The organism is Niastella caeni, assembly GCF_004834005.1.
In the GTDB taxonomy this organism is placed as follows: domain Bacteria; phylum Bacteroidota; class Bacteroidia; order Chitinophagales; family Chitinophagaceae; genus Niastella; species Niastella caeni.
The window spans coordinates 120877-138893 of the sequence record NZ_STFF01000010.1 but is presented as its reverse complement, the minus strand read 5'-3'; the positions used below and the strand labels follow the sequence as shown (position 1 = coordinate 138893).

The window sequence follows — 18017 nt, the reverse complement described above, 5'->3', positions numbered from 1 at the left end:
GGCCTATTTACTTGTAATGTAATTTTTTTTATATTAGAGAATGACTTTCGATGAGCTTAATCTTCAATTTAAAACTGCTTTACCCCTAGTGCTGGTACGGACAAAAAATGCTCCGTTCATGCTTTCTTTCTTTTATAAAGTCTTTAAAGCTACCCATACTACTACCATATCTAATACTGAATTAAGAAACAAGCTCGAAGGGTACCTTGAGGACCTGGAGTATGAAGAAAACGATGATGAATTAAAGGCGACTACCCTTTTTGACGACTATAGCGTGCGGGCTGCCCAATATATTGAGAGATGGAGTAATTCAGGTTTTTTGCGAAAATATCCAAATGATGATGGGGAAGATTTGCACGAGCTAACTTCTGATACTGTGAAAGTGATGAATTGGATAGATGACCTGCAACGCCGGGAATTCATTGGTACCAACAGCCGTTTTAAAGACATCTTTTCTAAATTAAAAGAGATGATTGAAAAGACAACCGAAAATGCTGAAGTCAGAATTCAGGAACTTGAACAAAGGAAATGGGAAATTGAAAACGAGATCAACCTTTTGAAGAACGGTAAAAAACCTTCCCTTTTTGATGAAACAGAAATCAAGGAGCAATTCTACAACCTAAACAAAATGGCCCGTGAACTGCTATCTGATTTTACAGAAGTAGAACAAAACTTTGAACAAATCCGCAAGGAAATCCAACGCAAGTACACCGAAAAAGATGTAGTTAAGGGCTCCTTGCTGGTATTTGCCCTCGATGCCCTGGATGAGATTGAAAATAAAGATCAGGGCAAAAGCTTTAAAGCCTTTTGGGAATTTCTCATGGACGAAAAAAGGCAGCAGGAATACAGTGCCCTTACCGATCATTTGTATCAGCTTTTAAACGAGCGAAATATTGAATATAATAACGACCGCTTTTTAAAAAATCTGAAACGCTATCTACATGCTTCCGGTCGAAAAGTCATCGATTCCAATAAAAAACTAAGCGAGAAAATCAGCCGTGTCTTATCGGAGAAAAATCTGTTGGAAAGAAGAAGGGCTATGGAGTTGATCGGAGAAATCCGTCAAATGGCTTATACACTGGCAGATACACGCATCAAAGACGACGCCTTCATGGAAATAGAACTTGAACCTAATATAAACCTTTTTGACCGATGGGAATTAGGGGATGAAAAGCAGGACTCGCTCTCCCTTCATTTTCCGGAAGGCTTAGGTGGGCTTCTTTCGGAAGAAGTTGACTTAAGTGCTCTTTATGACCAGTTTACCATTGACGAACAGAAGCTGCTACATCGGATCCACACCATGTTAGAAGGAAAAGATCAGGTTACCCTGAAAACCATAGTGGATCAATATGGACTGGAAAACGGACTCAGCGAACTGGTTGGTTATTTTTCCATTGCCAGTAGCTCTACACACCACATTATCCTGGAAAAAACTATTGATCCAATTTGGATTAAGGATAGAAAAGTGAACATGCCCATGATTATTTACACAAAAGCTATTACTACCTAATGGAATCTACCCCACGAGCGCTTTATGCGCATATAATTATTAAACTGCTGCAAGGCCCCATTTATTCTGATGAGAAGAACCTCTGGCGAGACCTCATGGCCTGGCAGTCCCCGGTTTGGGAGCATTTTGCCAAATTTGGCATAGAACTCTCCATCCATGAAACGGATGGCTTTGCACGAATTATCCAACCGGAAGCAGAGGAAAATGAGGAAAATCCGCTCCCCCGCCTGATGCGCAAACAAACTATGACCTATGAGGCCACCTTGCTTTGTGTCATCCTGCGAGAGATCCTTGAGGAATTTGATGTGGTCATGGAAGGCTCTAAACTGTTCCTCACACAAAAAGAGATAAAGGAACGAATCGAATTGTTTTATAAAGATCAAACCAATAAAAGTAAATTATGGAAGGACTTGTCCAAACCCATCAACAACTTGGTCAATATAGGAATTCTGAAATTATCCCGTGAAGACATTACCAACAGGGATAATAATCAATATGAAGTAAAAAGGATTATTAAAGCCCTGGTTACTAACGACAAGCTTGAGGAAATTAAGACCAAGTTACAAAATCATGTCAACACTGTTCAACAATAACGCAGAAGGCGGATACCGGCTACGTACCTTGGAAATCTTCAACTGGGGAACCTTCCATAATAAGATATTCAAAATCGAACCGAAGGGTAAAACTTCCTTGCTCACCGGGGCAAATGCCAGCGGCAAAACCACGCTGATCGATGCGCTGCTAACTTTACTGGTTCCCAGTAATAAGCGATTTTATAACCAGTCATCCGGAGCGGAGGCCAAAAAAGAAAGGGATGAAAACTCTTATTTCTGGGGTTATCACGGGAAAACCTATTCTGATGCGGACGATCGTTCCCAGACAGAGCAACTCAGAAGTAAAAGTGATAATCCCTATTCTGTTTTATTGGTTCTTTTCCAGAACTCCGCCTCGCTGCATACCATTACCCTGGTTCAGGTACGATGGTTTAGCGGTGGCGCTATAAAAAAAGTATTTATTGTTTCACCCTATCCTTTAAATATCCACGAGCATTTTGGAGAAGGCAAATTTGACCTGAAAGGAGAATGGAAGAGAAAACTGCAAAAGCAATTCCCCAAAACAGAACTTTTCGACTCCTTTAAGGAATATGCGGCCCGGTTTAGCGATTTGTTCGGCCTGAAAGAAAAAGCCCTTTCCCTGTTTAATCAAACTGTGGGTATAAAGGTTTTAGGAGATTTAACACAGTTTATCCGACAGCAAATGTTGGAGGAGCCAGATGCGGAAGAACAGTTTAAGAATTTATATGACCATTACACGGACTTGCTGATCAGTCACAAAGCCATACAAAAAGATGAAAAGCAGTTGGAACTGCTGGAACCTGTAGTCATGAATAAAGAGCTGCTTGCCCACAAAAACCAAGAACTACAATCCTTAACCTTTATAGGGGAGCAGCTTCCGTTTTTTCTGGATAAACTCGAAGATGGTTTATTGGAAACTCATATTGCAGAGATTGAAAAAGAAGTAGAACAAAAGGAAAAAGAACAGAAATTGATGGAAGGAGCTATTAGGGAGCTGGAAGAAGAGCAAAAATCATTAATTACTCAAAAAGCCTCCCTTAATATAGATACCAAGATTCAGTTATTGCAGAAAGATTTGCTTTCGGAAACTGAAAAAAGAGAGGCCAAGAAAAAAGATTATATAATTTACCAAAACCTAGCAGGAAAGATCGGCTTAAACACAGAGATCAATGAAACATCCTTCTGGGAAAATGTACGACATGTAGAACAATTGAAAACTACCGTCCAGGAAAGTTACGACAAATTAAATTACGATAGATTTAGAACCGAAAATGAAAAAGAGTTAGTTTCCGATCAAATTCAAACAACACAAAACAAAATTACTTCGCTAATTGGAAGAAACAATCGCCTTCCCGAAGAGTTAATTGCTGTGCGAGAGCGCTTGCTCAATTTATTGGAAACAGGGGAAGATGAATTACCTTTTGTGGGTGAATTGATCAAAGTGCGTGAAGATTGCTTGCATTGGGAGGATGCCATCGAAAGGGTTCTGCATAGCTTTTCACTACGATTACTGGTTCCTGAAACGTTCAATAAACAGGTGAACCATTTTGTACACACTCATAATTTAAATGCCTGGTTAGTATATGAACGAATTGAGCGCAGATCCGGCGAGTCCCTGCTCAGATGGCCTACAGATAATAATTCATTGCTCAATAAGATTGAACTAAAGAAGTCTGGACTATATACCAAATGGCTGAAGACCCAGTTAGTAGAACGCTTCGATTATTATTGTACCGATGAATTAGAGGTTTTTTACGGCAGTCGAAAAGCCATCACGTCCAACGGTCTTATCCGAAATGCCAACCGGCATGAAAAAAATGACCGCCCTGGCCAATGGCACAAACGACAGTATACGCTTGGATGGGACAGTAAAGCCACCGTTCAATTATTGCAGGAAGAAAAATATACGCTGGAGCAACAGCACAACAAGCTTTTCAGAAAACTTCAGGAACTGGCGCCTGACATTGATGCTTTAAAAAATAAGAGTAATCTGCTAAGCATTATCGCTGAAAAGAAGTTTTTTGACGATATCAATTGGCAGCAACACGCAGAAAAGATAGAAGACATATCAAGGCAGATAGAAGAGTTAAAAACATCGTCCGACAAATATCTAACGATTTCTAACCAATTGGATGAAGTAGAAAGCAGACTGCGTGAAAAACGAAAGGATAAGGATAGTGTTATCCGCCGATTGGAACGGCTCAATCAGGAATATAATCAGAATAATTTAAAAAGGCTAAAACTGGAATTTGAAAAATTGACGCATGAAGGAAGTCAGGCGATTGAGGATTTTCTAAAAGAGTGTGTGATAAAAAACATACTCCCTAATACGCTCGATCAATTGGAACTACTAATAAAGCAAACGGATAGTGCTCTTAAAGCAAAATTGAATGGTGTTCGGAATGCTTTAAAAGAGTTAGAACAGGATACGATTTCCCATATCAACGCCTTTGTGCATCCAATCGAAAGAATCTTAAAGGAATTTCCAGACTGGAGTGGAGATGTACTCAATATTGCAGCCAACCTTCACAGCTTGGGCGAGTTGGAAGACCTGTACAAAAACATCTGTAACCAAAGATTGGTGGAGCATAAAAGACGCTTTAGGGAATATATGGACCGAAGCATGTTAGACGCATTGACCAATTTCCGGACCTGGCTGATAAATGAAGAAGACAAAATAAAAGAAGTCATAGAGGAATTAAATGTTCCTCTTAAAAAAATCACCTTCAACAGAAATCCAGACACGTATTTACAACTGGAATGCAGAACAACCAGAGATCAGGAGATCAAGCCTTTTAAAGATCAATTAAGTGCAGCTATACCCAACACTTTGGAATTTGCCACACAAAAAGATGAAGCCATACGGGAAAAAGTTTTTCATGCAATAAAAGAACTTATTACAGAACTCCAAAAAGAAGAAGCCTGGAGAAGGAAAGTGACCGACATCAGAAACTGGCTCACCTTCAGTGCACGGGAATACTCGTTTATAGACAATAAACCCGGCCAATACCACGATAACACCGCCAGTTATTCCGGAGGTCAAAAGGCGCAATTTACCTATGCCATTTTGGGTGCCGCCATAGCACACCAATTTGGTATTTACCAGCCTGGCAAGCAGCATAAAAGTCTTCGTTTCATAACCGTAGATGAAGCCTTCAGCAAATTAGACCCGGAAAAAAGCAAATTCCTAATGGAATTCTGTGCGCAACTCAACCTGCAACTATTGGTGGTTACTCCCCTGGATAAAATCAACATTGCGGAGCCCTACATCCATGCGGTGCATTTTGTAGAGATTAAAAACAAAAAGCTTTCTACTGTCTATAACCTTAATATGGAAGAATATGAGGAAAAAAAGGAAGGGTTCAAACAATTAGCCAAATTAACAGATGATAACCCCTAAAGAACTTTTAATCAAGTCGGAAAAACTATTTTTGAAGGTGCTCTACGCCCATTTTAAAGGAGCATCCCTATTCCCCTTGATTATACCGAGTAATATACAAATTAGTGGGAGCAATTTTAGTGATTGGAATAACGACCTAGTACCTCTTTTTGAACAATCCAAGGAAGCAAAAGGAAAAGGCTACACAGTGGAGTGGGCAAATAAAAAGATAAATGGCATTAGTCAGAGCATGCCCACAAAAATCTATTTTGAATCGCTGGAGGACTTCCTTTATTTCACGCACAAAACTCAGGATTATCAGAAAATTACGGAAGCAAGGAAATGCATCCTTTTAAATTTTCCTACTTTGCTTGACTGGGTAAATACTAATTCAGCGCTTGTTCTGGAAAACTATGAGCAGTGGAACGACCTCATGAAGGTGTGCAAGTACTTTACTACTTATGCACCACCACACCCCCTCTATATTCGTGAGTTACCTATTGAAGTGCATTCTAAGTTTATTGAACAAAATACAGCGTTATTAAAAAAACTACTGGACCAACTGCTTCCCCCTGATTGGATAAACAGTACCGAAACGGATTTTAGCTTAAGGTACTCTTTAAAGAAAGTTCAAGTTTATACCCAAATCAGAATATTGGATGATGATCTGAAACCATACTTAGGTTATGATGAATGCTCGCTAAAGCTTGATGATGCAGCTTGGCTTAAATGGACGCCTGAAAAAGTTTTTATCATAGAGAATCAAACTTGTTTTCTCACGTTTCCCAAAATAAAAAATGCAGTAGCCATTTTTGGTGAGGGCTTTAAAAGCAGATTGAGCAAACACTTACCCTGGTTGGATGACACGCGACTGATTTGCTGGTTCGATTTGGATGCAGCAGGATTTGAGATGCTCAATATGATACGAGAGCATTATCCAAAATCAGAAAGCTTTTTAATGGATATGGAAACGTATACCCAGTTCGGTCACTTTTCTGTTGCCAATACCCAAAGAAAAAGTGAATTAGCTCGCCTTTCTGATAAAGAAAAGGGATGTTATGAATATTTAATAGCAAATAAGAAAAGACTTGAACAGGAAAGAATTACACAGCAATATGTGCAATATCAGTTATATAAACTTGTTCCTGCTTAGATTTAAATGTTCCCAAGTAATAGAATGCGCTAATGTTGTACTTAATAAAACATTATAATGCGTAAACAAAGTATAGCTTCAAGATAAATAATGTAAATCTAATTATAATTACTCATATTAAAATGGCTTAAGGAGATATTTTATACTATATAAAAAGTTAGAATTTGTTTATGAGCAACTTCTCAATTAATGCAACGTTATGCATTCTAAGCGAAGATTTGGCATATGCGATTGAAGAGCGACTCTCGGTCAGTTCGGAATTTACTACAGTTATGACTACCTATCCCTCACAGATAGCGAAGATCGCCTTAATACTTATCCGATTAACCTCTAACCCTTATGAAGAACAAGAACCTGGTTTTACCCACATAGGCATTTTAAGAAAAGGTCAGCGAGTGGCAACCAGTCAGGTTAGAATTAAAATTACTGATATCGTTGAATTACCATTTATTCCTGTAAGTACCCTTTTATTTAATGTATCCTCTGTACTTCAAAAAAATATAGAAGACATTGCTACCAGACAGTATAAAAATATTCCTAAAGAGACAAGTAAGGAATTGTTCAAGGCTTTATTAAAAATACTCCCTGAAAAAAAAGAACAAATTTTAAGATTAGCCAATAAAATAAACACCCCAAAACTTGAAGTAAATAACAGAGCCATGGATGTTGCCACTGAAAAGGATGCCACCTCTATTTGTTTGGATATATTTGGTATCGATAGAAGCCAAATTATTCAAACTTGGGATCCTGAAGAAGGATTAAATGGCAAATCATTTTTAACTGGCCTAACTGATTATACAATTTATGAAGACGATGCAATTAGCCACGACCTTCATTCGCTTCCGGGATGGGAGCAAATAGCCAAGAATATTACGGGAATTGTGGAATTTAAAAATGAACTAGAAGAACGTTTAGTGATTATTAACGCCAACCGTAAACCACTAGAAAAGGCTTTAGGCGTTGATCTAATCTATTACCATCGGAAATATCAGGCTTTTACTTTCGTTCAATATAAGATTATGGAAAATCAAACTGAGAAAAGAGAATTTTATTATAACCCAAATCAAAACTCACACAATGATGAACTATTACGGATGGATAATTTTTTTAAATTACTGAATGCTGAACCAGTGAGCAGCACATTGATTGACTATCGATTGACGGATTGCCCTATATTTTTCAAGCTTTGTAAAAAAATCGGGTTAAAGGCTGACGATGCTTCGATAGTTCCTGGGGCTTACATCTCATTGAATCATTGGAATATTCTTTTAAAGGATCCGTCTATTCAAGGCCCCAAAGGTGGACTACAAGTTGGATTTCACAATTTAGGTAAAAGATACATCGGCACTCAATTATTTATTGAACTTGTCCAAAAGGGCCTTCTCGGGACCAATGTAGTTGCATCCGAAAAAGTTGCAACTTTTATTGAGGCTGCTATTAAAATCGGTCATTCAATTTTATTTGCTATTGACGACAGCCAAAAAGAAACTCTAAGGCGTAGAAGATTTTAACGCGTCAATTAATTCACCATTGTCATTTTTTGATTAATTTATTTCTGCCAGATTAAACATCCCTTACTTGTACGCAGCTTACTATTTCTGTAATATTTCCAAAACGGCATTAAATATTAAATCATGAGTGATTCTAGCACCTATAGCCGCGGCGATTCATTTGAAATCAAAACATTTGAGCTTTTTAAGAAACTACTTGACAACGATGATTTTTATGTCAGCGGAAAGCGTAGTAAAATCTTTAGAAAAAAGGGCTACTATTCTGAAAAAAGAAAATCCGAAATCATTTTTGATATTGCCATCGAAACATATCTAAACAATAACTCCAACTATTCACTGTTAACGCTTATCGAATGCAAAAACTATCAGTCATCAGTGCCTGTAAACGATCTGGAAGAGTTTGATTCAAAAATCAGGCAGATAAGCGAACACAATACAAAGGGCATCCTTATAACAAATAGCACTTTCCAATCTGGCTTATACAATTTTGCCCAGTCCGCCGGCATCGGCCTAGCGAGGGTTAACGGCGATGATGAATTTGAATGGCTTGTACACCGTAAAGCTAATAATGATGCTTTGCTAAAGAAATCTGACGCGATTATATTACTTGAAAACGACAGCGATAGCCGACCGAACTTTCTGGCTATGAATGGCGAATTTGTATTACAAACGGTGACTGAGCTCCTTATACAATCACAAGTGATAGATTTTTTCACATATAAGGAGAAGTTCATCAATATTCCTTTTATCACTGCACAAAAAATAGATAACATAGTGCAAAAGCTAGAAGGATACGATGTATTCAATGGAAAACTGTTGGATGAAATGAAGTTATGCAGATTTCTTGAAACAAAATATCCTGTTACATTCGATTTCGAAACTACACTTCCTGATAATATACTCGGAAAAATAACGTTTAGCCCTTTGAAAATTCAAGTTTCAAAATCATTGAAACCTGACATAAACCGTTGGCGTTTTACTTTAGCTCATAAGATTGGCCATTTGATACTTCACTCAAAGCTTCTTCAGGAAAAAGTTACTGAAAAGACGGACACCGACTACTCTTTGTCATTTAAATATGCCGTTTCAGAAGCAACGACGAAGCGCCTCGAATACCAGGCTAATCTTTTTGCAAGTCATTTACTGTTACCTATTAGTACACTTATAAAAGAAGTCGCAACGTATTTTGCCAAAGAAAATATTTATAAAAGAGCTCTTTACTGGGATAATCAGCCGGTTAATCAAAACCTGGTCTTTAACCTGCTAACAAGACTTAGCACATTATATGGAGTTTCCGTTGAGGTGGTGAGAATCAGATTAATTGCATTAGGTCTGTTAATTGATAACAGATACAAGAGTATAAAAGATGTTTTGAAAGAAATGCGTTACATGTAATCGCCAAGGTATAATTTAGCATATAGAATGCACAACCGTATGGTATTAAGCTAATAATAAAACAGCAGTTTGGCATACTCTATAACCAGCATTATGTTAACCTGGGTAGAGACCGCTAGCTGTTGTGCGGCCCATGATTTGAACTACTTTTTTAAGAGATATAGTGGTTTTCGTTTGTGCTACTAGTTTAATTTCTTCTGGGGCGCCAGGTGTATAATCAATGATCCTGGCAAATTTCTTTCAATGAGGATTGTTTGAAATATTGTAATTATCATCATCATTCGGGAGATACCAGTTTCGTTCCCTCTGTTAACTAATACAAAGCGACATCCTGCCTGGCTCAAGTATTCAATCTAGCAAAACTCTTCTTAGGCATAAAACTATGTGGCTGTAGTTATACACATCGGAGCTGTATAGGAAGCCGCTGAACATTTGCATGAAACAGTTCTGTTTTTCCCACGCCGGGCGTTCAGGTTGAGTGCATATGGGAAAACAGGCTACCGATCCGCAATACTTGATTTTATAAACCTCAAAGCATCCTGCATACTTCTATTAACACAATTTCCATCATGAGAGCCATCATTGACTCTAAATTCATGCTTAACCCCTTTTTTATGAAAAACAGCATGCAATTCAACATTCCCTAATGAATGATAATCATCATCGCATGATTGTATATACCACTTGGATTTGCGTAATATCTCAGTATTAACAATTTCAGCAATATAAAGCGGATTATTATCTACAAAATACTTATTGGCTCTTTCCGTTGTTTTCAAATTATCACCATAAATTTTTTGATGAAAAAATGCATAATCAGCATCCGAATCTTGACATATTTGTTCTTTTGTAGACATACCCGCCATAAAACTAACGCAAATACCAAAATACTCAGGATACAACATTGTAAACCTCAAGGCTCCGAAACCTCCCATTGAGAATCCTGTAATAACTGTTTTTGATGGTTCAGTGAAGATGGAATATTGTTTTTTAATAAAGGGCAAATATTCATTTATAAACATTGAAGAATATTTGTATTTCCCTGAGTAATCATCTAAATACCAACTGTTTTTTGCAAATGGTGATACGATTATTACTTCTGGAAATTGCTTTAACTTTATTAAGGAGTCTACCTCCCGAGTAAAGTGCGAAGAAAGGTGGTTATCTGCGCCAAAGCAGTGCAAGTAATAAATGCATGGATATTTTTTTGTTGTATCGTACTGTGGAGGAAGATAAATATCATATTTTATATCCTCATTTAGAATTTTACTCTTAAATGTTAGATCCTTGATATGAGTACCATTTTGAGCTTTAAGCTTTGATACTCCAAAGAGTAGGACCAGTAATATTGTCTTAATAATTCTTATATACATTTAAAATATTTACTTTATCAAAATACGTATACGGCCTGCGAGCGTACCGGTTTTCATACGCTAAAAAGAATGATGATTTATGTACCCAAAACACAACACTAACCGATCTGATGATTTCAAATATAATCAAACTATATTTAATTATTCCTTTTATCAAGCTTTGCTGCGCGTTTTAAGTTAATACAGTAAATCTCCAAGACCATGGCAAGGTGCTCAATGAATCGGCAGCAACGTTCTATTCATTTTGAATTTAGGCATGCGTAAATTAATATATCACGCAAGGATACGTCATGTTATTATAATTATGTTTCCTATCAGAAATTTATTCAAGATAATTCTGTAACTTATGATATCTGATAAGACAAATGATCTTAAGGCCTGGTTAGATAATTAGTTGCCAATTATTATAACACTATCGCCTGCATATTTATTCTTAGAGAACAACGCACGTATAGCCAGTGATTCTATTTTAAACCATCGTTCACTACGACACTCTAATAATTTGTCATAAGAATCATTCTTTTGAATAGACCTTTCATTTCCCTACCTCCATCGAAAACATTTTGTATATGGCATCCAGTATCATTCATCTTTAATAGAAAGAAATGACATCATCAAAGATGTATTTATTGACCAGTGGGCAACGCTATTTATACAATAGGCTGAAATCGGCTCCGACATTATGCAAGCCATTTCAGCGAGTTTATCGCTTTAGACAAAATTATAAGTATATTGAATTTATAAAAGCCCTTCAGTATACAGTTTCAAAACATCCAGCCCTTAGATTACAGATTAATGAAGCTCCCAACAGCCTAACCCAGCATTTTCCCAATTTGAATATTGATATTACAAAAGAAGAAGTTAAGGGACTTGGGAAATTATTTAAGTCAATTTATGCAAACATCCTTCTTAAAGAAGAGAGCAAGCCGATAATGGACTTAAGGACAGAGCCTCCTTTAAAGGCAAAAATTGTAAAGGTCAATGGCGAATCATTACTTAGCATATGTATAGATCATATATCAGTGGACGAAATAGCCTTTGATAATTTTGAAAAAGAGTTGATTGATAATTATACTTTATTCTGTTGCAATTCAATATTACCCGATAGTGAGTGTAATTCTTTTTCTGAATATATTTTAAGAGAAACAAAACAAAGGATCCGTGAAAATGAAAACCTTACTTACTGGCAGAATCATCTAAAAGAGGCACCACTCTATTTTCCAGCTTCGGCAACAAAGAAAATGCATCCTGCTGGATTTATCAAGATGCAGTTAAAAGGAGAGACCTATACAAGTCTATTGCTCTTATGTAAAAAAAATAAATGTTCATTATTTAATATAGTTGTTGCTTGCCAATTATTATTGCTGTTTTCAATTGACAAAACTACAGATGCGGTAATTGGTATACCTATATCTAATAGATCCCGACCTCAAGATCACAAAATCATTGGCAATCTTGTATCGCCGTTATATGTCCGATTTACGATCAACCCTAATGAATCAATTGAATGCTTTATACAACGCACTAGAGACACAGTATTAGCATCAATACTACATAAGCAATACGATTATTCATCGCTAATCCGGTTCTTACTTAGTACTAGACAGAGCAACAATTCACGCATAAACCTGTCCAAGGGATGCAGTTTCATTATGCACAGCGATCCCCTACAATTTCCAAACGCACTCTTTTCTGAACGAGTTTATTTGATAACCGCGTCGAGTTCTAAAGTACCGATCGGGTATTTTACGCTAGGGGCTCATCAGTTTACACAATCTTTATCTCTAGATCTAGCCTGGGATAAAATATTATGGCCTGTTAACCCAACAGAAATGAGGAATAAATTGCAAGTTGTTATTGAACTTATAACTACTGCCAATAGTAACCGATGTAATGAAGTAATTAATAAGATATAATATAAAGTATTACGCCTAAATCAAACAGTGTACATACGCCGATTACAGTATTATTTAAAATAATAAAATGATAGCGAGAGTCAAAAAAATATTGTCAGAAGTTATGGAAGATCCATCAATTGAGATTAACGCAGATAGTTCTGCTGATCTAATAAATGACATTGGATTGGATTCTTTACAAATGATCGAATTTTTACTAACTATTGAGTCGGAGTTTAATTTTCATATTGATTATGGCAAGCTTGATTTTAATAAACTAAGATCTATTGAAAGCTTTGTAGATTTTATATCCAACCAAGAAAATATAAAAAATACCCCATGACCTGCTTTTTGGGCTCATTCAATGCTGAATCACATTGGAAGGAAGCAAATTATGTCAGTTTGCCTCAAATGTACGACACCCAAGCTGAAGCTATCGTTCAAGTTATGGATGAGATGCAATTTTTATTTTGTAAAAGCAGCAATGATTTACTAATTACATCCGTAGCAATGAATCCTATGCTTAAAGACTACTTAAAAGATATAGGTTTTTCATTTTCCTGTAATGATTTTGATATAAGACATGATTCAGGGCGGGTCAAAACGATATTCGATCAAATAATAGAAAATGAATTATCGTTTAAAGACAAATGGAAAGCCTTAAATATAGAAGGGCATGATATATCGCCATTTTCGATAGCTAAGGTTATTATTTCTTTTTGCGAAAGATACTCCATAACGTACAACTTCCCCAGTTATGGGACTGTAGTTAAAGTTAATTCGAAATCATTCTCATCACAAATCTCTACACTATACAGTCCACCATATTCAATAGTCATTCGCAGTTCAGAGCAACTAATGTCTGCTGGAACGAAAATGTTAGAAAATGGTCCTATATTAATAAAAGATTCTTATGGGGTTTCAGGTAAAGGAATATTGAAAGTCACTTCATTAAACATTCTTTTAAGAATTGTGTCTTATTTTTCTCAACAAGAAAGTGAAAACAAAATAATAGATTTTGTAATAGAACAATTGCTACCAAAAAAAAGAGACTTTTCTAGTCATTTGCAAATCGACAAAGATGGCAATATTGAAATACTAAACGTACAACAATTCCACAATAGTGGATTTTGTTTCAATAGCATTGAAAATGCAGATGTTAATCTATTGAGACTGTTGCATCAAAATAAATACTTTAATATCGTAGAAAACGTCGGAAATGCTTTATTCAATGAAGGATATTTTGGACCTGTATGTATTGACTCTCTTATAACATACGACGACAAAGTATTTCCTATTATAGAAATAAATGCACGTAAGTCGATGGGAACTCTTAATACGCACCTAAATTATTTTTTAAATAAATTTAAGACTGACGGATTTTTTACCTGTATTTATCTAAAATCAGATAAAAACATTTCATTTAAAGACATTTTTGACATCTGGGACAAAGAGGATTTAATTTTTACTACAAAGAAACCCTATGGCATTATTCCACTATCAGCAAATACGGTTGATATTAATTTTAAGCATAACGTTGGTTATCCATACAAAGGCAGAATTTATATCTCTATTATTAAAAGTAAAAGCTTTACAAATGAAGAAATCTTATCTGCAGCTCTCTACTCTTTGCTTAATTCAAGCCTACCAATTTCTGCCAGCTTATGAATAGTATAAATTTTCAAATACTATGTGCTGGGCCTGGTCTTGGTTTTTACGTGCCAGGATTGAAACTTTGCGACCAATTAAGGGAAAGGGGCGTTTCTGCGGATGTTGATGTAATTGAAGGATTACTCCTGGATGAAAAGCAAGATAATGTCGCAAAAGCCAAAAAGCTCTTCCATGAGAATTTCACTTTTGCCAAAACAGCTCAACTAGTCGCCAAAGACCTTAGCCCATTTCTTGATAGAGATAAAGTCAGTAAATTATTTTCAGCCTGGGACAAAAAAGATATAAGAAAGTTTGTTCTATTCTCAGGATTTTGGTTGCCAATAATAGATGAATATGTAGATAAGGGCTCTTACAAATCGTTTACTGTTGTTTTATGCCATGTTGATTGTGACTACTCAACTTCTTGGGGATTGTTCCCAAACGTTAATTCAGAATATATACAATTATGGGTCTGTAACTGGGAAACAAAAGCTGTTAATTTTCATTTCGAAACTGCATTACACGGCAATTTATCCTATAACGGTATATATAACAACTTACTTGTTCATGGTGGAGGATGGGGTATTGGAAATTATCAGGATGCAGTTGCCGAGTTAATTGACTCGCCGTATTCATTGAATATTTTAGGTTACCAACACAAAGACCTAAATATGACTTCTTGTAGATGTAAGTACTTTTATCTTGATCCCAATTGGAAAAACTGGATAAAAGACGACGGCGGAAACTGTCAATATCCATCAATTAAATCTGTCGGCGATGAATTCACGGAATTGTATGATTCAACTAAAGTTATTTCATTCGACGACTTATGCAACGAAAGTGGCGCTATTGTAAGTAAACCTGGTGGAGGAACTTTGATTGATTCTTTATCTTTTGAAACACCATTAATAATTTTAGACCCTTTTGGAGAATATGAACAAAAAAACGGCCTTTTGTGGGAACTTCTTGGCCTTGGGATATCCTTTAACGATTGGAAAAGAGATGGCTTTTCGAACAAAATACTTCTCGATATTCATCAAAATTTGAAAAGAAAGAAAAAAGATACAATTTCAATTGCTGAATATTTAATCGAACTATAATGGAACCAAAAACTAATAGAAAATTTGACAAAACAACATTTGACCGACAGGTAAAAAGAATTGAACAATGGTCAAATACCAGAAAGATGAGATTATCAAATCCTGCATATTACATCGATATTCCACAAGAAATAAGTATTCAACTAACTTATGCGTGCAATCTAAGATGTAAAATGTGTTATCAATGGAATGAAACGGGATATCTTAATAGTGCAAGTAGTGCTAAAAATATGCACAACGAAATTGCGGTAGATCTTTTCGAAAAGATTCTCGAAGAAACCCTGGATATAAAATCGTCTCTTTATATATGGGGAGGCGAACCGCTATTTCATTCGAATTTTGAAGGGATCTCTAAAGCATTAGAAAAAGACTTACGTTACACTACAATGTGTACGAATGGATTGCTCATTCAAAAGAATATGGATTCGTTACTTAGAATATCATCAAATCTTGCTTTGCTAATTAGCATAGATGGACTAGGAGATACAAACAATGAACTGAGAGGAAAATTAACATTTGAACGCGTAATGACTCAAATTAGCGATCTTTTTACTGAGCAAAAAAAAGGAACTTACAAGGGGACCATTTCAATCAATGCTGTTTTAAACGATTCTCTTGCTCCTCATATTTATGAATTTATGGAATTTTTTGATGATCTTGGAGTGGACTCAGTGTATTTTAATTATCCTTGGTATATATCTCCGCAAAGAGCATATGAAATGGATAAGTTTTATAATTCAAAGCTAGCATGGATTGAGGATGAGTCTACACTATCTGGCACCAAAAGCTGGCATTCGTTTAATTATAAGTTAAGTCCTGACTCAGCAATTATAGTACAGGAACAGATACAAAAATTGAAAAGCAGAATATGGAACAGCAGAGTTAGATTTCAACAGCACATGCAGGATCACGAAATTCTAGACTTCATTATAGATTCACACTCTTCAACCAGGAGTTGTTTCGCATGGTCATCAAGGATTGAAATACTTGCAGATGGAAGGGCGGGAACATGTTGCAAGTTTTTCCCAGAATTAAGTATAGGAAACATTAAAGATTATGGCTTATTAAACTTGTGGAGAAGTGATAAGTTCAATAAGTTACGTCATATTTTAGGGAATGGGTTGTTACCTATCTGCTCTAAATGTATACTACTTTATAGAAACGGGTATTAATGGCGACAAAGAGTTAATGCCAAGCCAGCTAAGAAAACAAATTCATTTCAGTCGCATTAAAATAAAGATGGTGGGTGATGGACTTATGGCGACTATCAAATGAGTTACGCGCCGACATCATATCTTAGTTAGATAGGCTACTGTAATATTTTACATTCCCCAAAGTCTTCAAGAATACCAACCGGAATGTCGCCTCGGGATTATAAAAAATGCGATTTTAGGATTGCAATAGGAGTCTCCAGGCCAAATAAAGTTCCTGCGCTTGATCTAAAATCTATGGGAGGAGGCAAGCCGGTAACCAACCTTATTGATTACTGCAATTTTTTCCGAAAGAATTGATTTTCATTTACAGTGAATAATGGCTAAATTAATAGTACTCACTTCAAACGAGTAGTGTTTTACTTTTCAGAATCGTTAGAATTTAATATGTTTTGTACATCCTTCCACAAAAAGTAAACCCGTGAACGAACCTTGTAAGGCTTCAGCTTTCCATGTTTTATCCACTCATAAATTGTAGTCCGTGATACCTGAAGGAGCTGTTGCACCTCGACCATTTTGTAAAGGGGCTTGTAGGTTAAGCCAGGTGTTTGAAATTCAGCCCCACTTACGGGAGGCTGCCAATTTTGAAACAGCTGAATTTCTTCCCGTACAATCAGGCGCATCCTTTCCCAGAACTGTTCTTCCGCCAATGGAATCAGCACGATGGGTGTAGTCCAAGAGTTTCCCATTTTCACGCTTTTCATTACACAATCACAACGATATCACTCAGACCGAAGAAATAAAAAGGGCCTATCCCTTTCACATTCATACAAATATACAATTTTGGATACATATATGTATCCAATAAATTTTAACTGAAGACGACTTTTGAGCCGGTGAAAAATCCGGCATCTATAAAAGCATTTGCTACACACCTAAGAATTCTTAGGGAAAACGCCGGTATGTCCCAGCAAGAACTAGCGGATATCGCAGAAGTATCCAAGCTTACCATTCAGCGGATTGAAAATGCGAAGTATAGTGCAACATTGGATACTCTTGTCTCTATTGCTGAAGCCCTGAATATACCCTTAAAAAAATTGGTTGATTATTAATTCTCAGACTTACGAATATTTATTGTATTCGAAAAGCGCTATCATTTTCTAAGCTACACCACCTACTTCTTTTAAATTATGGAATCGCTCTTGGATTCCGGGATGACAAAATTCCATGCTTTTTACTTAGGAAAGCAGCTTCAATTGAGCAATCACGTTAGTGTTTTATGTATCATTTTTACGCGAGTAATAATTCGTCCATTTATGTAAGGA

Annotated in this window: 14 protein-coding genes; 12 read left to right on the top strand and 2 right to left on the bottom strand. The window is 36.3% G+C overall.

Going from position 1 to position 18017, the window contains the following annotated elements; genetic code table 11:
* Window positions 1-40 precede the first annotated feature (40 nt).
* The 6 genes from FAM09_RS26490 (at window position 41) to FAM09_RS26465 (ending at window position 9523) form a co-directional block, all read left to right on the top strand.
* A complete protein-coding gene (locus FAM09_RS26490; RefSeq protein ID WP_136580187.1) occupies window positions 41-1510 on the top strand; it encodes a DUF3375 domain-containing protein in 1470 nt (489 codons plus the stop codon).
* Window positions 1510-2103: a DUF4194 domain-containing protein gene (locus FAM09_RS26485; RefSeq protein WP_136580186.1), complete on the top strand. Its 594-nt coding sequence runs from the start codon at window positions 1510-1512 to the stop codon at window positions 2101-2103. Before FAM09_RS26490 ends, FAM09_RS26485 begins: the two co-directional genes overlap by 1 nt.
* Window positions 2081-5485, top strand: a complete 3405-nt coding sequence (locus tag FAM09_RS26480) for an ATP-binding protein (RefSeq protein WP_136580185.1) — start codon at window positions 2081-2083, stop codon at window positions 5483-5485. Before FAM09_RS26485 ends, FAM09_RS26480 begins: the two co-directional genes overlap by 23 nt.
* Window positions 5472-6617, top strand: a complete 1146-nt coding sequence (locus FAM09_RS26475) for a Wadjet anti-phage system protein JetD domain-containing protein (protein WP_136580184.1) — start codon at window positions 5472-5474, stop codon at window positions 6615-6617. The genes FAM09_RS26480 and FAM09_RS26475 overlap by 14 nt, the downstream gene beginning before the upstream one ends.
* Before the next feature lie 170 nt (window positions 6618-6787).
* Window positions 6788-8128 carry a hypothetical protein gene (locus FAM09_RS26470; protein ID WP_136580183.1) on the top strand — a complete coding sequence of 447 codons (1341 nt, stop codon included), beginning with the start codon at window positions 6788-6790 and terminating at the stop codon, window positions 8126-8128.
* A gap of 123 nt (window positions 8129-8251) precedes the next feature.
* A complete protein-coding gene (locus FAM09_RS26465) occupies window positions 8252-9523 on the top strand; it encodes an ImmA/IrrE family metallo-endopeptidase (RefSeq protein WP_136580182.1) in 1272 nt (423 codons plus the stop codon).
* Window positions 9524-10020: 497 nt separating this feature from the next.
* Here the strand turns inward: FAM09_RS26465 and FAM09_RS26460 are convergent, their stop codons facing one another.
* A complete protein-coding gene (locus tag FAM09_RS26460) occupies window positions 10021-10896 on the bottom strand; it encodes an alpha/beta hydrolase (protein ID WP_136580181.1) in 876 nt (291 codons plus the stop codon).
* Window positions 10897-11501: 605 nt separating this feature from the next.
* Here FAM09_RS26460 and FAM09_RS26455 point away from each other — a divergent pair.
* The 5 genes from FAM09_RS26455 (at window position 11502) to FAM09_RS26435 (ending at window position 16713) form a co-directional block, all read left to right on the top strand.
* A complete protein-coding gene (locus FAM09_RS26455; protein WP_136580180.1) occupies window positions 11502-12812 on the top strand; it encodes a condensation domain-containing protein in 1311 nt (436 codons plus the stop codon).
* Between the two features lie 67 nt (window positions 12813-12879).
* On the top strand, window positions 12880-13134 hold the full coding sequence (locus FAM09_RS26450; RefSeq protein ID WP_136580179.1) for an acyl carrier protein: 255 nt from the start codon (window positions 12880-12882) through the stop codon (window positions 13132-13134).
* The gene (locus tag FAM09_RS26445; protein ID WP_136580178.1) at window positions 13131-14459 is read left to right on the top strand and encodes an ATP-binding protein; all 1329 of its coding nucleotides are present in this window, start codon (window positions 13131-13133) and stop codon (window positions 14457-14459) included. The genes FAM09_RS26450 and FAM09_RS26445 overlap by 4 nt, the downstream gene beginning before the upstream one ends.
* Window positions 14456-15541: a glycosyltransferase family protein gene (locus FAM09_RS26440; protein ID WP_136580177.1), complete on the top strand. Its 1086-nt coding sequence runs from the start codon at window positions 14456-14458 to the stop codon at window positions 15539-15541. Before FAM09_RS26445 ends, FAM09_RS26440 begins: the two co-directional genes overlap by 4 nt.
* Window positions 15541-16713 (top strand): radical SAM protein, encoded by a 1173-nt coding sequence (locus tag FAM09_RS26435; RefSeq protein ID WP_136580176.1) that lies wholly within the window; start codon window positions 15541-15543, stop codon window positions 16711-16713. The genes FAM09_RS26440 and FAM09_RS26435 overlap by 1 nt, the downstream gene beginning before the upstream one ends.
* A 398-nt stretch (window positions 16714-17111) precedes the next feature.
* Here FAM09_RS26435 and FAM09_RS26430 read toward each other — a convergent pair whose 3' ends face one another.
* A complete protein-coding gene (locus tag FAM09_RS26430) occupies window positions 17112-17441 on the bottom strand; it encodes a helix-turn-helix domain-containing protein (protein WP_243751789.1) in 330 nt (109 codons plus the stop codon).
* Window positions 17442-17588: 147 nt separating this feature from the next.
* Here FAM09_RS26430 and FAM09_RS26425 point away from each other — a divergent pair, with 147 nt between their 5' ends.
* Window positions 17589-17804 carry a helix-turn-helix transcriptional regulator gene (locus tag FAM09_RS26425; RefSeq protein ID WP_262711684.1) on the top strand — a complete coding sequence of 72 codons (216 nt, stop codon included), beginning with the start codon at window positions 17589-17591 and terminating at the stop codon, window positions 17802-17804.
* Window positions 17805-18017 lie beyond the last annotated feature (213 nt).

What these genes read in the sequence shown, in the direction of transcription:
- FAM09_RS26490 (WP_136580187.1), top strand. Translation starts at nt 41, where the DNA reads ATGACTTTCGATGAGCTTAATCTTCAATTTAAAACTGCTTTACCCCTA.
- FAM09_RS26485 (WP_136580186.1), top strand. Translation starts at nt 1,510, where the DNA reads ATGGAATCTACCCCACGAGCGCTTTATGCGCATATAATTATTAAACTG.
- FAM09_RS26480 (WP_136580185.1), top strand. Translation starts at nt 2,081, where the DNA reads ATGTCAACACTGTTCAACAATAACGCAGAAGGCGGATACCGGCTACGT.
- FAM09_RS26475 (WP_136580184.1), top strand. Translation starts at nt 5,472, where the DNA reads ATGATAACCCCTAAAGAACTTTTAATCAAGTCGGAAAAACTATTTTTG.
- FAM09_RS26470 (WP_136580183.1), top strand. Translation starts at nt 6,788, where the DNA reads ATGAGCAACTTCTCAATTAATGCAACGTTATGCATTCTAAGCGAAGAT.
- FAM09_RS26465 (WP_136580182.1), top strand. Translation starts at nt 8,252, where the DNA reads ATGAGTGATTCTAGCACCTATAGCCGCGGCGATTCATTTGAAATCAAA.
- FAM09_RS26460 (WP_136580181.1), bottom strand. Translation starts at nt 10,896, where the DNA reads ATGTATATAAGAATTATTAAGACAATATTACTGGTCCTACTCTTTGGA.
- FAM09_RS26455 (WP_136580180.1), top strand. Translation starts at nt 11,502, where the DNA reads ATGACATCATCAAAGATGTATTTATTGACCAGTGGGCAACGCTATTTA.
- FAM09_RS26450 (WP_136580179.1), top strand. Translation starts at nt 12,880, where the DNA reads ATGATAGCGAGAGTCAAAAAAATATTGTCAGAAGTTATGGAAGATCCA.
- FAM09_RS26445 (WP_136580178.1), top strand. Translation starts at nt 13,131, where the DNA reads ATGACCTGCTTTTTGGGCTCATTCAATGCTGAATCACATTGGAAGGAA.
- FAM09_RS26440 (WP_136580177.1), top strand. Translation starts at nt 14,456, where the DNA reads ATGAATAGTATAAATTTTCAAATACTATGTGCTGGGCCTGGTCTTGGT.
- FAM09_RS26435 (WP_136580176.1), top strand. Translation starts at nt 15,541, where the DNA reads ATGGAACCAAAAACTAATAGAAAATTTGACAAAACAACATTTGACCGA.
- FAM09_RS26430 (WP_243751789.1), bottom strand. Translation starts at nt 17,441, where the DNA reads ATGGGAAACTCTTGGACTACACCCATCGTGCTGATTCCATTGGCGGAA.